18 protein-coding genes, 1 tRNA gene and 1 pseudogene are annotated in these 18,600 nt (G+C 71.4%); 8 read left to right on the forward strand and 12 right to left on the reverse strand.

What is annotated here, in order from left to right; translation table 11 throughout:
• Positions 1-76: 76 nt before the first annotated feature.
• A complete protein-coding gene (locus RL72_RS05770) occupies positions 77-313 on the reverse strand; it encodes a hypothetical protein (protein ID WP_045249865.1) in 237 nt (78 codons plus the stop codon).
• Between the two features lie 710 nt (positions 314-1,023).
• On the opposite strand from RL72_RS05770, the gene RL72_RS05780 reads away from it, so the two are divergent.
• The gene (locus tag RL72_RS05780; RefSeq protein WP_045249867.1) at positions 1,024-1,368 is read left to right on the forward strand and encodes a hypothetical protein; all 345 of its coding nucleotides are present in this window, start codon (positions 1,024-1,026) and stop codon (positions 1,366-1,368) included.
• A complete protein-coding gene (locus RL72_RS20390) occupies positions 1,368-2,378 on the forward strand; it encodes a hypothetical protein (protein WP_045249868.1) in 1,011 nt (336 codons plus the stop codon). The genes RL72_RS05780 and RL72_RS20390 overlap by 1 nt, the downstream gene beginning before the upstream one ends.
• 199 nt (positions 2,379-2,577) lie before the next feature.
• Here the strand turns inward: RL72_RS20390 and RL72_RS20395 are convergent.
• Both RL72_RS20395 and RL72_RS05795 read right to left on the reverse strand, forming a co-directional pair.
• A pseudogene (locus RL72_RS20395) lies at positions 2,578-3,192 on the reverse strand (ATPase, T2SS/T4P/T4SS family); the annotation flags it as partial.
• Positions 3,193-3,270: 78 nt separating this feature from the next.
• Positions 3,271-3,720 (reverse strand): MarR family winged helix-turn-helix transcriptional regulator, encoded by a 450-nt coding sequence (locus RL72_RS05795; RefSeq protein WP_045249870.1) that lies wholly within the window; start codon positions 3,718-3,720, stop codon positions 3,271-3,273.
• A gap of 110 nt (positions 3,721-3,830) precedes the next feature.
• Between RL72_RS05795 and RL72_RS05800 the strand changes: the two genes are divergently transcribed.
• The 4 genes from RL72_RS05800 (at position 3,831) to RL72_RS05815 (ending at position 6,873) form a co-directional block, all read left to right on the forward strand.
• The gene (locus RL72_RS05800) at positions 3,831-5,027 is read left to right on the forward strand and encodes an MFS transporter (RefSeq protein WP_045249871.1); all 1,197 of its coding nucleotides are present in this window, start codon (positions 3,831-3,833) and stop codon (positions 5,025-5,027) included.
• Between the two features lie 48 nt (positions 5,028-5,075).
• On the forward strand, positions 5,076-5,900 hold the full coding sequence (locus RL72_RS05805) for an aldo/keto reductase (protein WP_045249872.1): 825 nt from the start codon (positions 5,076-5,078) through the stop codon (positions 5,898-5,900).
• A 49-nt stretch (positions 5,901-5,949) separates the two neighbouring features.
• Positions 5,950-6,031: transfer RNA gene (locus tag RL72_RS05810), tRNA-Leu, on the forward strand.
• Between the two features lie 155 nt (positions 6,032-6,186).
• Positions 6,187-6,873: a DedA family protein gene (locus tag RL72_RS05815; RefSeq protein ID WP_045249873.1), complete on the forward strand. Its 687-nt coding sequence runs from the start codon at positions 6,187-6,189 to the stop codon at positions 6,871-6,873.
• Between the two features lie 7 nt (positions 6,874-6,880).
• Here RL72_RS05815 and ku read toward each other — a convergent pair whose 3' ends face one another.
• The gene (ku, locus tag RL72_RS05820) at positions 6,881-7,708 is read right to left on the reverse strand and encodes a non-homologous end joining protein Ku (protein WP_045249874.1); all 828 of its coding nucleotides are present in this window, start codon (positions 7,706-7,708) and stop codon (positions 6,881-6,883) included.
• A 60-nt stretch (positions 7,709-7,768) separates the two neighbouring features.
• Here ku and ligD point away from each other — a divergent pair, with 60 nt between their 5' ends.
• Positions 7,769-9,751: a non-homologous end-joining DNA ligase gene (gene ligD, locus RL72_RS05825; RefSeq protein WP_045249875.1), complete on the forward strand. Its 1,983-nt coding sequence runs from the start codon at positions 7,769-7,771 to the stop codon at positions 9,749-9,751.
• Positions 9,752-9,754: 3 nt separating this feature from the next.
• On the opposite strand, the gene RL72_RS05830 is transcribed toward ligD, so the two are convergent.
• The 5 genes from RL72_RS05830 to murI form a co-directional block, all read right to left on the reverse strand.
• The gene (locus tag RL72_RS05830; protein WP_045249876.1) at positions 9,755-10,687 is read right to left on the reverse strand and encodes a cation diffusion facilitator family transporter; all 933 of its coding nucleotides are present in this window, start codon (positions 10,685-10,687) and stop codon (positions 9,755-9,757) included.
• A 93-nt stretch (positions 10,688-10,780) separates the two neighbouring features.
• Positions 10,781-11,569, reverse strand: a complete 789-nt coding sequence (locus RL72_RS05835; RefSeq protein ID WP_248700391.1) for an alpha/beta fold hydrolase — start codon at positions 11,567-11,569, stop codon at positions 10,781-10,783.
• A 52-nt stretch (positions 11,570-11,621) separates the two neighbouring features.
• Positions 11,622-12,212: an RdgB/HAM1 family non-canonical purine NTP pyrophosphatase gene (gene rdgB, locus RL72_RS05840; RefSeq protein WP_045249877.1), complete on the reverse strand. Its 591-nt coding sequence runs from the start codon at positions 12,210-12,212 to the stop codon at positions 11,622-11,624.
• Positions 12,209-12,955 (reverse strand): ribonuclease PH, encoded by a 747-nt coding sequence (gene rph, locus RL72_RS05845; RefSeq protein WP_045249878.1) that lies wholly within the window; start codon positions 12,953-12,955, stop codon positions 12,209-12,211. The genes rdgB and rph overlap by 4 nt, the downstream gene beginning before the upstream one ends.
• Complete coding sequence (murI, locus tag RL72_RS05850; protein WP_045249879.1) at positions 12,952-13,785, reverse strand: glutamate racemase; 834 nt, start codon at positions 13,783-13,785, stop codon at positions 12,952-12,954. Before murI ends, rph begins: the two co-directional genes overlap by 4 nt.
• Positions 13,786-13,853: 68 nt before the next feature.
• Between murI and RL72_RS05855 the strand changes: the two genes are divergently transcribed.
• Complete coding sequence (locus tag RL72_RS05855) at positions 13,854-15,176, forward strand: nicotinate phosphoribosyltransferase (RefSeq protein WP_045249892.1); 1,323 nt, start codon at positions 13,854-13,856, stop codon at positions 15,174-15,176.
• 30 nt (positions 15,177-15,206) lie between these two features.
• Here the strand turns inward: RL72_RS05855 and RL72_RS05860 are convergent, their stop codons facing one another.
• The 3 genes from RL72_RS05860 to RL72_RS20400 all read right to left on the reverse strand — a co-directional run.
• Complete coding sequence (locus tag RL72_RS05860; protein WP_045249880.1) at positions 15,207-15,473, reverse strand: DUF3039 domain-containing protein; 267 nt, start codon at positions 15,471-15,473, stop codon at positions 15,207-15,209.
• Between the two features lie 56 nt (positions 15,474-15,529).
• Positions 15,530-17,029 carry a hypothetical protein gene (locus tag RL72_RS05865; RefSeq protein WP_248700392.1) on the reverse strand — a complete coding sequence of 500 codons (1,500 nt, stop codon included), beginning with the start codon at positions 17,027-17,029 and terminating at the stop codon, positions 15,530-15,532.
• Between the two features lie 44 nt (positions 17,030-17,073).
• Positions 17,074-18,600, reverse strand: a 1,527-nt coding sequence (locus tag RL72_RS20400; protein ID WP_248700393.1) for an ATP-binding cassette domain-containing protein, incomplete at its 5' end; no start/stop codon positions are given.

The following is an 18,600-nucleotide window of genomic DNA, read 5'->3' on the forward strand; positions in this document are numbered from 1 at the left end:
GCGCCCCTCTCTACTACGTAGAGGGGCGACAGGGCAGGGCAGTGCAGGGCACGCGCCACCGTGTCACCGCACGTGCTCAGCGCCGGGGCGCGAGGCTGTAGAGACCAGTCGCAACGAGCGCGTCAACCTCGCGACGGCCCGCGTCACGGACGGCACCGCCTGCCGGGGAGAGGCCTGCCTGAAGGTCGCGGATGCCCGCGACGATCGACGTGATCGGGTTCTGTCGCATCGGGTCGATCGTGCGCGCGGTCATGTTCATGGTCCGCGCGGTCATCGACATGGTGTCTCGGGCGGCAATCGGCATGCGGGTCATCGCGGGCTCCTTCTCGGTGAGGTCGCGAGGGCTCTTCTCGGCACCCTCGCGACGCTTCCAGCGTACCCAAATACCCCCCGGGGGTACCACGCGAAAACCTAACGTAGTACGCTTCCGGCATAGGGCCGATGCCACGGCCCGCAAGGTGCTCGTCTGGCAGCAGGGCCGGAGCCTGATCGAACAGGCCCCCACATGACCCGCAGCGCCCTCTCTCCGCACCACGTCCACGAAGCCCGCCGTCCTGAGCACATCTCGGATAGCAAGGTGGACGCCTCCGTGAACGCGCTCACCGTCCTTGCGCACGGCGGCAACCTCAAGAGCGCGAACCGCTCGCGCAACCTCGCTGACGCCGACGCGGCAGCGACCATTGACCGGCTCCTCCGCGGTGGTAACGCGCCGACCGCGGGGGAGCCTCCCACGTCCCCTGTCCGAGGGCATGCAGGGGACGGACGACGGCTCACCGCGGGTCCGGTCTTGGGGGCCGCCCGCGGTGAGCCCGACCCCGCCCTCAGAGCGCGTGAGGAGTATGCCATGCACGTCCGCGAGGGCATCCGCCGGACGGCGATGGTGCCTTCGGTGCTGACGGTCCCGTGCGCCGAGCACGACGCTGAGGCAGGGACCTACTGCTTCCGCACTGGCACGCGGGGCGTCTGCTGGCGGCGCGTCGTGCGACGGGCGGTTCAACGATGACCCGCCGATACGAACCCCGTATGATCCCCGTCGATCACGAGGGCACCCGACGCGCGGAGCAGTACCGCGAGGACGCGAAGCCCGTCCCGACCCCTCGGGAACCGGAGCCGCCCGCCGCGTGGGAGGCGACCCCCGAGCCGACCCTGCCGCCCGCGCAGCTTCAGATGCGCAGTGGCCGGGGGCGCGGCGTGCGCGTGGTCGTCCCGTCTGCCCCCGAAGGCGGCGCGACGCTGAACGCGGACAATGTGCGGGTCATCCAGTCGATGTTCCGCCAGGCCCGCCAGGTCACGAACGATCCCCAGACCCGAGCCCGGCTCCGCGCAGCCGAGGCCGAACTCAACGCGAAGACCCGAGGTGCCCTCTGATGTCCACGAACAACACCATGACCCTCCGCGATCAGCAGATCGAGACCGCGGACGCCTGGACCTCGATTCCGGCCTACGCCCTGCCCTGCGGAGCGTGTGGGATCGCGGTGCAGCGGCCTGTGGATGACTCGGCGCTCGACGTGCTGAGCGTCTACCGGCCCGCGCAGGGCGTCCACGGACCCGAGAGGGTGGACCTGCTCACGACGCGCTGTGAGACGTGCCGCCTGCTTCGAGCGGTGGCCCTGGACCTCCTCAGCGCCAACGCCGACCTGCGCCGCCGCATCGGTGACCCCGAGATCGCCGCCGACCGGCTGGAGAGCGCCCTTGATGCCCTCGATATCGTCGGCATCACGAGCGCGAGCACCATCGACCGACTGACCGGCACGATGACCGCGCTGCTCAAGCTCATGGACACCCTGACGATCCCGGGTGGCAGCGCCGCGTGGACCCTGCACGCCCGCGCGGCGGGGTACAGCGGTGCCCCACGCACGCCGGCCAACCACAGCCGGTGGGAGCACGTGCCCGAAGGACAGCGCCAGGTGCTCCGCGATGCGGTCGCACCCCTGCTCGCGCGGGACGTGGCGCGTCCTGTGGACGTGTTCGCGCCCTCGGACGACGACAGCCCCTCGGGATGCCTCCTGTGCGGCGTGGGAGCCGTGCACGCGCTCCGAGAGGACGCGGAGAGCGTCTGGACCCTCATGTCCGCCGACAGCGTAGCCATCGGCGGCAGGCCGATGCCGGACACCCTGGACGGCGTGGTCTGCCCGCGCTGTGACGCCGCGATCGACCGAGCGCAGGGAGTCGGCCAGCAGGCCATGGCCCTCAGCGTCCGCGACTTCCTGGGGATGCCGCACTACCTCCGGTCCCTTGAGCACATCGACGGCCTGATCGGCTGGGCAGCGCTCCCGCAGGGCACCCAGCCCAACGCGCACCCGTGGGATCACATCGACCTGTCGCAGATCCGCGAGAGCGTGAACGCCCTCCTCGGGTATCAGCCGGTCGGCGCGTAGCACCCGCACGCACGATTGCCTCAGCGCCCGCGAGACGTTGCGAAGTCTCGCCATGCTGCACGGAGGTAGCACGACGCCCGGAGGGCCGTCCACGGCTCGCTGGTGACGTCTGGTGACCCCTCGGCGCAGGGCTGCAATCCCGCACGCCAGAAAAGCCCTGGTCAGAATGAGGCATAATCGCAGGTTTTGCCTTGCCGGCGTGCGTGGGGCCCGAGACGATCACGCTGCGCCCTGCGCGCATCGCCTCCGCCAGCGTCCCGGCGACCTCGGCCGGCACCATGCCCTGTCGCACCAGGGCGTCCAGACTGCGGTACCGGGGCAGGAACTTCCGCAGGTTGACCGACCACGCGCCGCGCACCACATCGGCGATCGCGACGTGCAGACGGGAGCCATCGGGCAAGGACGCATCCACGAACGGCTGACCGAGGTCGACGCGACGGCCCGCGGCGTGCAGCATGCGCTCGACCGTGTCGCGGAGCTGCGCCTCGGTCAGCGCGAGCGGCACCCGCTCGCTGCGCCCATCCCGCGCCACGAACACGTGTGCCGGCCCGTTCAGCCAGATCTCCTCGACCGTGTCGTCGTCGAGCAGCGGCTGCAGCGGACCGTACCCCGCGACCCCGGCGAGGATGTCGCGCACGCAGGCCGCCTCGTCATCGATCGTGGCCGTGCCCCGGGCGAGCGCCTGATCGTTGTGCCGACGCACCTCGAACTGCGCGATGCGGTGCGCTTCCTCGGGATGCACGGACGGGTCCGTGCGGTCGGCGCGCAGCCGCGCACGCACCCTCTCGGTGACGGCGGCGGTGCTGAGGCTCATCCCCGCATCGTCGCAGGATCCGGGATCCGGGCTCGGAAGTTATCCACAGCCCGGGTCTCGGGCCGCGGAGGAGGGCGGTCAGCCCACGCGGGCGACGTCGTGCAGGGCGTCCACCATCGGCAGCAGCTCGGGCTGCTCGGCGGCGTCGGAGAGCACGCGCTCCAGCGTCTCGTCGTGCACCGGCCGGGCGCGCTCGTACAGCTTCTGGCCGCTCGCGGTGAGCTCGGTGTAGATCCCCCGGCGGTCGTCGGCGCAGAGGATCCGGGTCAGCAGCCCGCGGTCCTCGAGCCTGTTCACCAGTCGCGTGGTCGCGCTCGGGCTGAGCGCGGCGGCACGGGCGAGCTGCTGCATCCGCATGTGCCAGCCGTCCTGACGGCTCAGCGCCTCCAGCACGGTGTACTCGACGACCGAGAGCCCCGCCTCGGCGGACAGGGCGCGTTCCAACTCCGCCTCGATCATGGCGTGCAGTGCGGCCATCGTGCGCCATCCGCGGGCGCGGATCTCGACGGCGTCATCGGCGATGCCCATGGATCCTCCAGAAGTAGTTGCTTGCGCTTTTTATTTGCGCGTGCAAGTATTGTGATCACCGACGCAAAAACCCGCGTCTGCAGCTATCTCACTGTACCAGGAGTTCCCCCATGCCTCTCGGCCTGATCGCCCTCGCCCTCGGCGCCTTCGGAATCGGCCTCACGGAGTTCGTCATCATGGGCCTGCTGCCCGAGGTGGCCGCCGACTTCGGCGTCACCGAGGCCGCTGCCGGCTGGCTCATCTCCGGCTACGCGCTGAGCGTCGTGGTCGGCGCACTGTTCCTCACGGCCGCCACCACGCGCCTCCCCCGCAAGCCCGTGCTGCTCGGCCTCATCGTCCTCTTCATCATCGGCAACGCGCTCACCGCCCTCGCCCCCGGCTACGGGCTCGCCATGGTGGGCCGCATCGTCGCCGCCCTCACCCACGGCGCGTTCTTCGGCATCGGATCCGTGCTGGCCGCCTCCCTCGTGCCCGCCGCGAAGAAGGCCGGCGCGATCGCCATCATGTTCACCGGCCTCACCGCGGCGAACGTGCTCGGCGTGCCGTTCGGCACCTTCCTCGGCCAGCAGCTGGGCTGGCGCGCCACGTTCTGGGCCATCGCCGTCATCGGCGTGCTGGCGTTCGTCGGCATCGCCCTGCTCGTGCCGGCGACCCACGACATCGCCCCGACCCGCCTGCGCGACGAGCTCGGCGCGTTCCGCTCCGGCCAGGTGTGGCTGTCCCTGATCGTGACCGTGCTCGCCTACGGCGGCATGTTCGGCGCCTTCACCTACATCGCCTACACGCTCACCGAGGTCAGCGGCTTCGCGTCGAGCATGGTGCCGTGGTTGCTCGTGCTGTTCGGCGTGGGGCTGTTCCTCGGCAACTGGGCCGGCGGCAAGGCCGCCGATCGATCGATCGACGGCACCCTGATCGTGTTCGTGGCCGCGCTCGTCGTCGTGCTGGTGGGCTTCGCGCTCGTCGCCGCGAGCGGCCCGGCGACCGTCGTCGCCCTCTTCCTCATGGGAGGTTTCGGGTTCGGCACCGTGCCGGGGCTGCAGTCGCGCATCATGGGCTACGCCGCGTCCGCGCCGACGCTCGCCTCCGGCGCGAACATCGGTGCGTTCAACGTCGGCAACGCCCTGGGCGCCTGGGCCGGCGGCGTCGGGATCGCCGCAGGCCTCGGCTACACCTCCCCCATCTGGATCGGCGCCGGCATCACGGCGCTGGCCCTCGTCGTGATGGTCGTGGCCGCGCTGACCGCCCGCAGCGCGAAGACGGGCTCCGCCCCCGCGCACACGACCACGGCCGCCGTCCCCGCCCGCTGACCCCGCTCCCACCTCACTGCTTCGCACCACCACAGAAAGACGAACGACATGACCGTCCCCACCCTCACCCTGAACAACGGCGTCACCATGCCCCAGCTCGGCTTCGGCGTCTTCCAGGTCCCGGACGACGAGACCACCGCCGCCGTCGCGGCCGCCCTGCAGACCGGATACCGCAGCATCGACACGGCGGCGATCTACGGCAATGAGCGCGGGGTCGGCCGTGCGATCGCCGAATCCGGCATCGCCCGCGATGAGCTCTTCGTCACCTCGAAGGCGTGGAACGCTGAGCAGGGCTACGACGCGACCCTGCGGGCCTACGATGCGAGCCTCGAGAAGCTCGGCCTGGATGCGCTCGACCTCTACCTGATCCACTGGCCCGAGCTCGGCGACGGCGACTACGCCGGCACCTGGCGCGGCCTCGAGGCGCTCTATGCGCAGGGGCGGGTGCGTGCGATCGGCGTCTCGAACTTCGAGCCCGTGCACCTCGCGCGCATCCTCGAGACCGGATCCGTCGTGCCCGCGGTGAACCAGGTCGAGCTGCACCCCGCCTTCCAGAACAGGGCCGTGATCGCGGCGGACGCCGCGGCGGGAGTGGCGACCGAGGCGTGGAGCCCGCTCGCCCAGGGCGCGGTGCTGCAGGACGCGGCCATCACGGAGATCGCCGCTCGGCACGGCCGGACGCCGGCGCAGGTGGTGCTCCGCTGGCACCTGCAGGAGGGGCGCGTGGCGATCCCGAAGTCGGTGACCCCGAGCCGCATCGCCGAGAACTTCGACGTGTTCGGGTTCGACCTGGACGACGCGGAGCTCGCCGCGATCGACGCGCTCGACCGCGACGGCCGCACGGGCCCGCACCCGCACGAGTTCCACGGCTGACCTGCGGGACGGGTCGGGCGGATCCGGTCTCAGTAGACTGGGTCCGCCCGCGGGAGTGGTGAAACTGGCAGACACGCAGGATTTAGGTTCCTGTGCCTCCGGGCGTGTGGGTTCAAGTCCCACCTTCCGCACGAAAGCGTCGAGAGGCGGCCGCATGGTCGCCTCCCGGCGCTTCTTCGTTCGAAGAGGGGCTCTCCCAGCCGGACGAGACCTGCCCGCTCTAGACTTCAGTCACGCCGGCACCTCGGCGACACTCCCGCGACGACTCCACGGACGGAAACCACCTGTGCATCACGCCGCCCTCATCCCCTGGCTCGACCCGAACGTCATCATCCACGGCGCCGGCCCCTGGGCGCTCGCCGTGGTGCTGTTCATCATCTTCGCCGAGACCGGGCTGCTCATCGGCTTCCTGCTCCCCGGGGACACGCTGCTGATCATCTCCGGGCTGCTCACGCACACCGTCGACGTGTTCGGCGTGAACATCTGGGTCGTCTGCGCGCTCATCGCCCTCGCGGCGTTCCTCGGCGGCGAGGTCGGCTATCTGATCGGGCACAAGGGCGGACCCGCCGTGTTCGAGCGCAAGGAGTCCGGGCTGTTCAGCCGCAAGAACGTCGAGCGGACCAACCACTTCTTCGAGCGTTTCGGCGGCCTGACGGTGATCCTCGCGCGCTTCATCCCCGTCGTGCGCACGTTCGCCCCGGTCGCGGCCGGCGTCGGGCACATGCCCTGGCGGCGGTACAGCCTGTACAACCTGATCGGGGCCGTGCTGTGGGGCTTCGGGATGACGCTGCTCGGCTACGTGATCGCCTACATCCCGTGGATCCGCGATCTCGTCACCAAGTACATCGACGTGATCCTGCTCGGCGTCGTGCTCCTCACCCTCGCGGTCACCGCCTGGCACTACTTCAGCGAGCGCCGCAAGGCGAAGCTCGAGACCGCATCGGGCGCCCCGGCGGTCGAGCCCGAGATCTGACCCGCGCTCAGCCCGCGTCGCGCTTCGAGCCGCCCTCGTCGGCCGCCTCGGCGCGGGCGGCGCGCGACTTCTCGACGCTCGCGCGCAGCGCCTCCATCAGATCGATGACCTCGCCGCCCTTCTCCACGGGTGCGAACGTCTCCTCGGTCTCGAACGCCTCGCCCTTCTCGATCTTCGCGTCGATGAGCGTGCGCAGCTCGACCTGGTACTCGTCCACGAACGCCTCAGGGTCGAAGTCCCCCGAGAAGCCCTCGACCAGGGATGCGGACAGCTCGAGCTCCTTGTCCGACACCGTGACATCCTCGTGCAGCGACGGGAAGTCCGCCTCGCGCACCTCATCGGCCCACAGCAGCGTCTGCAGCACCAGCACGTCGCCGCGCACGCGCAGCGCGGCCAGTCGCGTCTTCTGGCGGAGGGTGAACCGGACGATCGCGGTGCGGTCGGTGGCCTCGAGGGTCTTGCGCAGCAGGACGTACGCCTTGGGCGACTTCGAATCCGGCTCCAGGTAGTACGCCTTGTCGAGGGTCAGCAGATCGACCTGATCCGAGGGGACGAACTCCACGACGTCGATCTCGCGACTGCGCTCGGCGGGCAGCGACTCCAGATCCTCCTTCGTCAGCACCACCGTCTGCGACTCGTCCTGGTAGGCCCGGTCGATCTCGGAGTAGGCCACGGTCTGGCCGCAGATCTCGCACACCCGCTTGTACCGGATGCGCCCGCCGTCGGCGTCGTGCACCTGATGCAGCGGGACGTCGTGGTCCTCCGTCGCGGAGTACACCTTCACCGGCACGTTGACCAGGCCGAAGGTGAGCGAGCCCTTCCAGATCGTCCTCATGGCACCAGTACACACCACCGGCGCGCGCGACGGATACCGGCTTGCCATTACTGTGACCACATGGCAGACGGTCCGCAGTTCGTGCGCATCGGAGAGCGGCGTCTGCGCGTCACGAACCTCGACAAGGTGGTGTATCCCGAGACGGGCACGACCAAGGGCGAGGTGATCGACTACTACGCGCGGATCGCGCCGATGCTGCTGCCCGTCGTCGCCGGGCGGCCCGTCACCCGCAAGCGCTGGGTCGAAGGCGTCGGCACCGGCGCCGATCCGCAGGGCTCCTTCTTCGCGAAGCAGCTCGAGCCCGGGGCGCCGGGATGGATCCGCCGTCTGGAGATCCCGCACTCCGGGGGCGCGAAGGACTACCCGCTGGTCGACGAGGTCGCGACGCTGGTGTGGATGGCCCAGGTCGCCGCGATCGAGCTGCACATCCCGCAGTGGCGCTTCACCCCCGACGGCGGGCGCGGCAACCCCGACCGCCTCGTGCTGGATCTGGATCCCGGACCCGGGGTGTCCCTGTCGCAGTGCGCCGAGGTAGCGCTCATCGCGCGGGGCATCCTCACCGGGATGGGCATGGATCCGGTCCCGGTGACGAGCGGCAGCAAGGGCATCCACCTGTACGCCCCTCTCCCGGGCGATCGCACGAGCGACGAGATCTCCGCGTTCGCGCACGCGCTGGCCCGCGCGATCGAGGCGGATCATCCCGCGCTCGTCACGAGCGTGATGACGAAGACGCTGCGCGCGGGCAAGGTGTTCCTCGACTGGAGCCAGAACAACGGCAAGAAGACCACGATCGCCCCGTACTCGCTGCGCGGGCGCCCCGAGCCGTGGGTGGCGGCACCGCGCACCTGGGCGGAACTGGAGGATCCGGGGATCCGTCAGCTGCGGTTCGACGAGGTGCTCGCGCGCGCCGAGCGCGATCCGGATCCGTTCGCGGCGATCTCGCAGGCGGGCGCCGGTGCGGCGGCGGCTCCCGCCGCGGATCCGGCCGAACGGAGTCGCCCGCGCATCGTCGCGCCGTCGGGAGGGCGCAGGGCGTCGGCGGGCAGGGCGCCCGCGGCGCAGGACCACGATGCGACGGTCCCGGTCTACTCCCCGATGCTGGCCGAGCACGGCACCGCCGGCACAGCGCGCGCGCTGGGCTGGGCCGAGATCAAGTGGGACGGGATCCGCGCCATCGGCACCTGGTCGGAGGGTCGCTTCCGCCTGAGGGCGCGCAGCGGCACCGACATCACCGACCGCTACCCCGAGCTCACCGCCGACGGAGCACCGGGCTTCGACGTCGGCGAGGCCGTGGTCGACGGGGAGATCGTGGCGTTCGACGCCCTGGGGCGTCCCAGCTTCCACCGCCTTCAGGACCGCATGCACCTCACCCGGGCACGGGAGATCGAGCGCGAGGTGGTGCGCACCCCCGTGCGCTACCACCTGTTCGATCTCCTGCGCCTGGAGGGACATGACCTGACCGCCCTGCCGCTGCGCGATCGCCGTGAGCTGCTCGAGCGGATCGCGGCGGATCTGGACGCGCCGGTGCTCGTGCCGCCCGTGTTCGACGACGTCGACGCGGCGCTGGCGACGAGCTCCGCCCTCGATCTCGAGGGCGTGGTGGCCAAGGACCCGGCCTCGCCGTACGTGCCGGGAGGACGTTCCCCGCGCTGGCTGAAGCTCAAGCTCACCCGGGCGCAGGAGGTGGTGATCGTCGGCGTCCGGCCCGGCAAGGGCGATCGCACGGGGCGGATCGGATCCCTCCTGCTCGCGATCCCGGAGGCCGCCCTGCCGTCGGGGCTGCGCTACGTGGGCCGCGTCGGCACGGGCTTCACCGACCGCGCCCTGCAGGATCTCGGCGCGCGGCTTGACCCGCTGCGCGTCGGCGCCCCGGCCGTGGACGGCGTGCCGGTCGCCGACGCCTCCGACGCGCTCTGGGTGCGCCCCGAGCTCGTCGGCGAGGTCGAGTTCGCGAACTGGACCGATGACGGGGTGCTGCGTCACGCCCGGTGGCGCGGCCTCCGCCCGGACAAGAGCCCGTCCGAGGTCGTCGTCGAGTCCTGACGCTCAGGCGTGCACGGCCTCGCAGTCGCCTGCGGCTCCGGAACCGCTGTCGTCGGGTTCGATCTGGAACGTCGAGTGCTCCACGTCGAAGTGCTCGGCGAGGCAGGACTGCATCTGGACGAGGAGCGCCGATGCGCCGCCCTCCGCGAGCACCGCGGCCTTCACCGAGACGTGCGCCGTGAACACGGGCGCCCCGCGGGTGAGCTGCCACACGTGCACGTCGTGCACGCCGGTCACGCCGGGGTACTCGAGCAGGTGCCGGCGGATGTCGCTCACCGCGGTGCCCTTGGGCGCCGACTCGGCGAGCACCGAGAACACCTCGCGCAGCAGCGAGATCGCACGGGGGATGATCATCGCGGCGATGATGAGCGAGGCGATGGCGTCCGCCGGCATCCATCCCGTGGTGATGATGACGATCGCCGCGACGATCACCATCGCGGATCCGATGAGATCCCCCATGACCTCCAGATAGGCGCCGCGCACGTTGATGCTGGTGCGCTGGGCGGCGCTGAGCAGCCACATCGAGACGCCGTTCGCGACGAGCCCGACGGCGGCGACGACCAGCATGAGCGGGCCGGCGACCTCGACCTCGGAGGGGTGCAGCAGCCGGCCGATCCCCTCGAAGGCCACCCATGCCGAGAGAAGGATGAGGATGATCGCGTTGACGAGGGCGCCGAAGACCTCGGCGCGCTGATAGCCGAAGGTGCGCCGGTCGTCGGCCGGGCGGGCGGCGACGGCGCTCGCGATGAGCGCGATGACGAGGGCGGAGGCGTCGGTGAACATGTGCGCGGCGTCGGCGAGCAAGGCCAGCGAGCCGCTGAGGATGGCTCCGACCACCTGCACCAGCATGATCGTGCTCGTCAGCGTCAGGGAGATCGCGAGCAGGCGACGGTGGCCTGCGGAGCGGATCCCGGTGGCGGGGGCGTGATCGTGCATGCCTCCAGCGTAGAGCCGGGATCTCCCGGTCGGAGCCGATTTCGCCTAGTCGGGAATGGGGATGATTCTCACTTGCGCCGCACCCGGCGACGCTCAGTGCGCGTCGTCGAGGAACGCCGTCAGCAGCGGAAGCGTGCGCCGCATGCCGCGCAGGTCGTCGCCCGCGGCGAACACCTCGCCCAAGTAGTCGCCGTGACCGGCCGGGAGCATGAGCAGCCGGGCGCCGGGTATCCGGTCTGCGAGCGCGACCGCGTGGTCGCGGCGGATCACGTCCCGGTCGCCGGCGACGACGAGCGTGGGCGCGACGATCGACGCGAGCGCCCTGTCCGGGAAGTCCTGGAAGCCGGTCAGCATGAGGTCGCGGTCCAGCACGAACATCCGCTCCGCGTGCGCCGTCTCCCCGCTCACGAGCACGTCGGCCTCCCGGTAGACCTCCGGCATGTCGGCGGATCCCGCGCCCGCAAGTCCGTCCCAGAAGCCGTCGATCATGCCGTCCCGGCGGAACGGCGCGGACGCGACGATCAGCCGGGCGACCCGGCGCGGATGCCGGATCGCGAGCTGCAGCGCGACCTGGCCGCCGTTGCTGAAGCCGAGCACGTGCACTGCGCCCGCACCGAGCTCCGCCAGCAGGGCGGCGACGTCGTCGGCCGAACGCTCGAAGGACGCAGGACCGGATCCCGTCGGTGTGCGCCCGTGGCCCTGCAGCTCCACGGCGAGCAGCCGACGCTCCCGGGCGAGCTCCGGGATCAGCGCTCCCCAGTTCGACTCGATCGTGGATCCGCCGCCGTGCACGAGCAGCAGTGGCGGTCCGTCGCCTTCCGGGCCGTGCCATTGGTAGTAGAGGCGGGCGGTTCCGCCGGATCGTCCGTCCACGAAGTCCACGCGACCGACGCTACCCGTGCGTTCCGGAGCCGTCCACGGTTCCGCCGGCGCCTCAGAGCTCCGCGAGCAGCGGGACGAGCGCGTCGAACGCGCGGGCACGATGCGACTGCGCCTGCTTCTCCGCCGCCGTGAACTCGCCCACGGTGCGCTCGGAGCCGATCTGCCCGTCGGGCACGAACACCGGGTCGTAGCCGAACCCGCCGTCGCCCGCGGCCTCGTGGGCGAGCCTCCCCGGCCACTCCCCCCGCACGGTCCACTCGCGTCCGTCGGGCAGCACCAGGGCGATGACGCTCACGAAGCGTGCGGCGCGATGCGGATCCGCGATGTCGCGCAGCTGGTCGAGCAGCAGATCGCGGTTCGCGATGGCGTCCTTGCGCTGACCCGCCCAGTACGCCGAGAACACGCCGGGCGATCCGCCCAGCACGTCGACCGCGATCCCGGAGTCGTCCGCGAGCGCGGCGAGCCCGGTGTGCGCCGCGGCGGCGCGGGCCTTGATGAGGGCGTTCTCCTCGAACGTGACGCCGTCCTCGACGGGCTCTGGACCGTCGTAGCCGACGACCTCGAGATCCGGCCGCGTCGCCGCGACGATCCCGTCGAACTCGGAGACCTTGTGCGGGTTGTGCGTGGCGAGGACGATCCTCACGCCCGCTCCTCCGCGAGGGCGGCGAGCTGGCGATCGCGCAGATCCGCGCACCCGTTCACGCCGAGCTCGAGCAGGGCGTCCAGCTCGCGCTTGTCGAAGGGCGCCCCCTCCGCGGTGCCCTGCACCTCGACGAAGAGGCCGCGGCCGGTGACCACGACGTTCATGTCGGTCTCGGCGCGCACGTCCTCGACGTAGGCGAGGTCGAGCATGGGCTCGCCGTCGATGATCCCGACGGACACGGCGGCGACGGAATCGTGCAGCACCTGCGCCTTCTGCCCGATGAACTTCTTGCGGCGCCCCCACTCGATCGCATCGGCGAGCGCGACGTAGGCCCCCGTGATCGCCGCGGTGCGCGTGCCCCCATCGGCCTGCAGCACGTCGCAGTCGATCACGATCGTGTTCTCGCCGAGCGCCTTCGTGTCGACCACGGCGCGCAGCGCGCGGCCGATCAGTCGGGAGATCTCATGCGTGCGGCCGCCGATGCGCCCCTTCACGCTCTCCCGGTCGTTGCGCTCGTTGGTCGCCCGCGGCAGCATCGCGTACTCGGCGGTGACCCAGCCCTTGCCCTTGCCGGTGAGCCAGCGCGGCACGCCGTTCGTGAACGACGCGGTGCACAGCACCTTGGTGTTGCCGAAGCTGATCAGCGCGGATCCCTCGGCCTGGGCGCTCCAGCCGCGCTCGATCGTGATCGGACGGAGCTGGTCGACGCTGCGGCCATCGGTGCGGACGGTGGGCTCGGTCATGGGATCTCCTTGAGGTGGGGAAGGTCGATGACGCCGGTCTGCACGAGCCGGACGCCCCGCACCTCCTGGCCCATCAGGCGGTTGGCGAGGGCGGTGAAGTCGTCGGCCGAGGCGCCCGTCGCCTCGTACACGTAGCGGGGCTGCGCGTCGGCGGGGGCGAGCAGGTCCCCGCGGACCAGCTGCCGGTACACATCGCCGGCGGTCTCGTCGTCGCTGGAGACGAGGGACACGCCTTCGCCCATGACGTAGCCGATCGCGCCGCGCAGGAACGGGTAGTGGGTGCAGCCGAGCACGAGCGTGTCGACCCCCGCGTCCCGCAGCGGCGCCAGGTACTCCTCGGCGACGCGGAGCACCTCCGGGCTGTCGGTGATGCCCGCCTCCACGAACTCCACGAACCGCGGGCATGCCGCCGTGAACACCGCCAGGTTCTCGTTGACCTCGAGCATGTCCTGATAGGCGCGGGATCCGATGGTCCCGACCGTTCCGATCACGCCGATCCGTCCGTTGCGCGTGGTCGAGATCGCCCGGCGGACCGCGGGGCCGATCACCTCCACGACCGGCACGTCGTAGCGTTCGCGAGCGTCGCGCAGCATCGCCGAGGACGCCGTGTTGCAGGCGATCACGAGCATCTTCACGCCCTGGTCGACAAGGGTGTCGAGCACCTCGAGCGCATAGCGCCGCACGTCCGCGATGGGCTTGGGCCCATACGGCGAATGCGCCGTGTCGCCGATGTAGACGAACGATTCCCGCGGAAGCTGCGCGCGGATCGCGCGGGCGACGGTGAGACCGCCGACTCCGGAGTCGAAGATCCCGATCGGCGCGTCGTTCATGATGATCCAGCCTAGTCGGCGCGCGCCCTCGCGCGCTGCGAGGGGCGCGCGCACGTATGCTGATCGCCATGACCGCGTCCAGCGCCCTGAAGACCGACCGGTACGAGCTCACGATGCTGGAGGCCGCGCTCCGCGACGGCACCGCCGCGCGGCAGAGCGTGTTCGAGCTGTTCTCCCGCCGCCTGTCGGGAGGGCGCCGCTTCGGCGTCGTGGCGGGGACCGGACGCCTGCTCTCGCTGCTGCGCGACTTCCGCTTCGGCGACGACGAGCTGCGCTACCTCCGCGACGCGAAGGTCGTCGACGCCGACGCGCTCCGCTACCTCGAGGGCTACCGGTTCGCCGGCACCATCCGCGGATATCGCGAGGGCGAGCTCTACTTCCCCGGCTCCCCCATCCTCACCGTCGAGGGCACGTTCGCCGACGCCGTGATCCTCGAGACGCTGGCGCTCAGCGTGCTGAACCACGACTCGGCCGTCGCGACGGCCGCCTCACGGATGAGCATCGCCGCCGGCGAGCGCCCCCTGGCGGAGATGGGCTCGCGCCGCGCCGCGGAGGACTCCGCCGTCGCCGCGGCCCGGGCCGCGTACATCGCGGGCTTCGGCGCCACGAGTAACCTGGAGGCGGGACGCACCTGGGGGATCCCGACGATGGGCACCGCCGCGCACTCCTGGACGCTGCTCCACGACAGCGAGGAGGACGCCTTCCGGGCGCAGATCGCCGCGCTCGGCACGGACACGACCCTGCTCGTGGACACCTACGACATCCGCCAGGGCGTGGAGACCGCCATCCGCGTGGCGGGCACAGAGCTCGGCGGCGTGCGCATCGACTCCGGCGACCTGCCGATCATGGCCGCGGAGGTGCGGGCGCAGCTCGACGAGCTCGGCGCGACCGGCACGAAGATCACCGTGACCAGTGACCTCGACGAGTACGCGATCGCCGCGCTCGCCGCGTCCCCGGTGGACGCGTACGGGGTCGGCACCTCGGTCGTCACCGGATCCGGGTACCCGACCGCGAGCATGGTCTACAAGCTCGTCGCCCGGCAGGGCTCCGACGGCGGCTGGGTCGCCGTTGCGAAGGCGTCCGCGGACAAGGCGTCGAAGGGTGGCCGCAAGGCGGCCTTCCGGGTGCTCGCGGACGGCGTCGCGCAGTCGGAGACCGTGTTGGTGGCGGACGGCTTCGAGGAGCTCGGCGCCCAACAGCACCCCGACGGGCGCGCCCTGCAGGTCACGCTGGTGGACCAGGGCGAGATCGACACCGCGTTCGAGGGCCCCGAGGGCACGATCGCCGCGCGCGAGCACCACTTCCGGGTGCGCGAGGAGCTGCCGGTGCGCGCCCTCGCGCTCAGCAAGTCGGATCCGGCGATCCCCACCGTCTTCGAGGACGTCCGCTGAGCGGCCCCGTCCCCGAGACCGCCCGCGGAGTCAGCGGGCCATCGACTCGTAGATCTCCTTGCACGTGGGGCACACCGGGAACTTCTCCGGATCGCGTCCCGGCGTCCACTTCTTGCCGCACAGCGCCCGGACGGGCTTGCCGGTGAGGGCGGACTCGAGGATCTTCTCCTTCTTCACATAGTGGGAGAACCGCTCGTGGTCTCCCGGCTCCTGGAGCTCCTCGTTGAGGAGCTGCTCGAGTTCGCGATCGAGGGTGGCGACGCCGCCCTGATCCGGGGCATCCAGCGGGGTACTCATGACGGCGAGTCTAATCGCGCACGGGCCCGCGGGCTCCGCCGGATCCGAGGAACCGGTCAGACCGTCTCGACGAACTCCATCAGCTCCGCGCCGCGCCGGTCGAACGCCCGCCCTCCGGCGAGCACGCCGACGACGAGGACCGCCGCCCCGATGAGGATACCGGCCCAGAACGCCGGCGCGGTCGACGCCTCGGGGTCCACGAGGGGCTGCCACGCGAGCAGCAGCGCCGGAAGGCTCAGCACCACGGCGCCGATCAGCGCACTCGCCTGCCCCAGCGCGCCGCCGCGCGAGCGCTGGGGCTGCTGGAACGGGCTGTCCCCGGGGCGGGACACACCGTAGGGCGCGACGACCGACGTCACGCTGGCGAGGCCGAGGCCCGTGAGCAGCAGGCTGGCGACCACGCCGATGAACGCCGGCAGAAGCGACCAGCGACCGATCACGGCGAGCGTCACGGGGATCGCCACGGCGAGCGTGGGGATCGCGATGAGCACGACGGGGACGAGCCTGCCGAGCCGATCGGGCAGACCGCGCACGCCGCTGGCGACATGGATCCAGAAGGCGGTGGAGTCGTAGGCGACGTCGTTGTGCGGCAGCCAGCCGAAGAACAGCGCCATCACGGCGACCGGAAGCGCCGCCGCGAGGGCGAGCGGCACGCCGGCGACGGTCAGCGGGACGACGGTGAGCACACCGGCGATCGGCACGATCACGACGTTGATGATGTAGCGGCGGTCGCGCAGCCAGTACACCAGGCTGCGCGCGGCCACGGCCCCGAAGGCGTTGGACGGCAGCAGACCGAACCAGCCGAGGCCGGGGCGCTCGCGCACCGCGGTGGGGCGTTCCGTGGTGGTCAGCGCACGGTATGCGAGTGCGGTCCAGCCCCAGGCGACGCCCGCGGCGGTCAGCACGGCGATGACGACGGCGATCCAGGCGGCGCCGGTCTGACCCGAGACGATCAGGAACGGGAACGCCGCGGAGGCGCCGAGCGGCGTCATGCCGAGCACTCCCGCCACCGAGTGCAGCGCCGGGGGCACGGCACCGGCCCAGCCGAGCGAAGCGACGAACACGCCCACCGGCACGGCGATCACGATCACCGCCAGCGCGAAGAGGGAAGTGAGTTCGCGGGAGCGGCGCTCCGGCAGCAGCCTCGCGCTGAGCGCCATCCCGACCCGCGCCGCCAGCACGGCGGTGACGAGCGTGAGGATCCCGGACAGCACGGCGAGGGCCCACGGCGTCCCGAACGAGATCGCGACGCCGACGATCGCCCCCTGCACCAGCAGCAGGGCGAGGCTCGGCACGCTCACGAGGGCTGCGACGGCGAGGATCCCGGGAAGGCGTCGGTCGTCGACGCCGAACACCGCGAAGCGACGCGGATCCAGCTGGTCGACCGAGCCCGCGAGGATCGGCGCGACGAAGAAGCCCAGGACGACGGCGGAGCTGCCCAGCACGATGACCGCATGCGCCGCGGCCTCCGAGGTGTGCGACAGACTGCGGATCGCGATGATCGCGACAGTCGTGGCGGCGGCGGTGAGCAGCAGCGCCACCACCGTCCGCGTCACCCTGCTGCGGTCTCCTCGGAGGGCGCCGAGGGCCAGCATCAGCCTCAGTCGGAGAACGTGTGCAACCACTCCAGCCCCTCCACCTCGGTGGCCGAACCGGACAGCTCCACGAACCTCTGCTCCAGGGTCTGCCCCGCACGCACCTCGTCGACCGTGCCCTCGGCGAGCACGTCGCCGCCGACGATGATCGCGATCCGCTCGCACACCTGCTCGATCAGGTCCATGCCGTGGCTCGAGAGGATGACCGTGCCGCCGTGCGCGACGTACGCGCGCAGGATGTCGAGGATGACGCCCGACGACACCGGATCCACAGATTCGAACGGCTCGTCCAGCACGAGCACGCGCGGCGAGTGGATCATGGCGCCGGCGAGCATGATCTTCTTGGTCATGCCGGCCGAGTAGTCGGAGACCACACGGCTCAGCGCGCCTGTGAGATCGAACGCCCTGGCCAGATCCGCGACGCGCTTCTCCACGACGTCGGAGGCGAGGCCCCGCAGCAGTCCGTAGTAGTGCAGCAGTTGCCGGCCGGTCAGCCGGTCGAAGGTGCGCAGGCGGTCCGGAAGCACGCCCAGCGCCTTCTTCGCCGCGGCCGGATCGGCGCGCTGATCGATGCCGCTGATCCGCACAGTGCCGGAGTCGGCCCGCAAAAGCCCCGCGATGATGGACAGCGTGGTCGTCTTGCCTGCGCCGTTGGGCCCGACGATCCCGTAGAAGGTGCCGGCGGGCACGGTCAGGTCGATGCCGCCGACCGCGACCGTGTCGCCGAAGCGCTTGACGAGGCCGCGCACCACGAGCGCCTGCCGCTCGGCGGGCACCGCCTCATCCTGCGCGGCATCCTGCTCGGCCGCACGCGGCGACGCCGATCCCTGCTCCGGCTCCCCCGTCTCCGGAGCGGCGTCGGCTGCGGGTGTCGAGTCCTCTGCGGGCGCGGCGTCTTCCGCGGACGGCGCTTCCTCTCCGGGCGCTGTCTCGTTTGCCGGCGCCGCTTCGTCTGCCGGAGTCTCGTCTTTCGCCGACGCGTCTTCCAGCGTCCGCTCGGTCTCTTCTTCCGACACGTCCGGCGCCGTCGCGCTCGTCCTGGTCTCCGTCGTCGGCGACGCGCCCCCAGATTCGCTCTCCACAGGAGCATCATCCTCCGCCGCGACCTCCTCGGGCGAGAGGATCCAGGTCTCCTCTGCACGGGCGGCCGGATCGGCCTTCCGCGTCTCGGCCGCCGCGGCGGGCGGCTCCACGACCTCGGCGATCGTCGCCGCAGCGTCGTCCGCGAGGGCCGCCGCCGGCTTCCTCGGAGCGCGCTTCGTCGTCCCCCCGGCCGCTGAGGTGGTCTTCTTCGCGGCGCTCGGCCGCTTGGCGGCCGTCGACTTCGCCGGCGTCGTCTTGGCCGTGGCCGTCTTCGCCGCGGTCGTCTTCGCCGTGGCGCGCGGCGCTGTCGTCCGCTTCGAGGCCGTGGTCTTGGCGGCGGCCGGCCGGCGGGCGGCGGTGCTGGAGCCCTCCTCGGCGACGTCCCCCGGCGTCGCGGTGGCGGAGGTCCGCGTCGTGCCCTTCGCGGCGGCGCTCTTCGTCCCCCGCGG

It is taken from the genome of Microbacterium azadirachtae (assembly GCF_000956545.1).
GTDB classification, from domain to species: domain Bacteria; phylum Actinomycetota; class Actinomycetes; order Actinomycetales; family Microbacteriaceae; genus Microbacterium; species Microbacterium azadirachtae.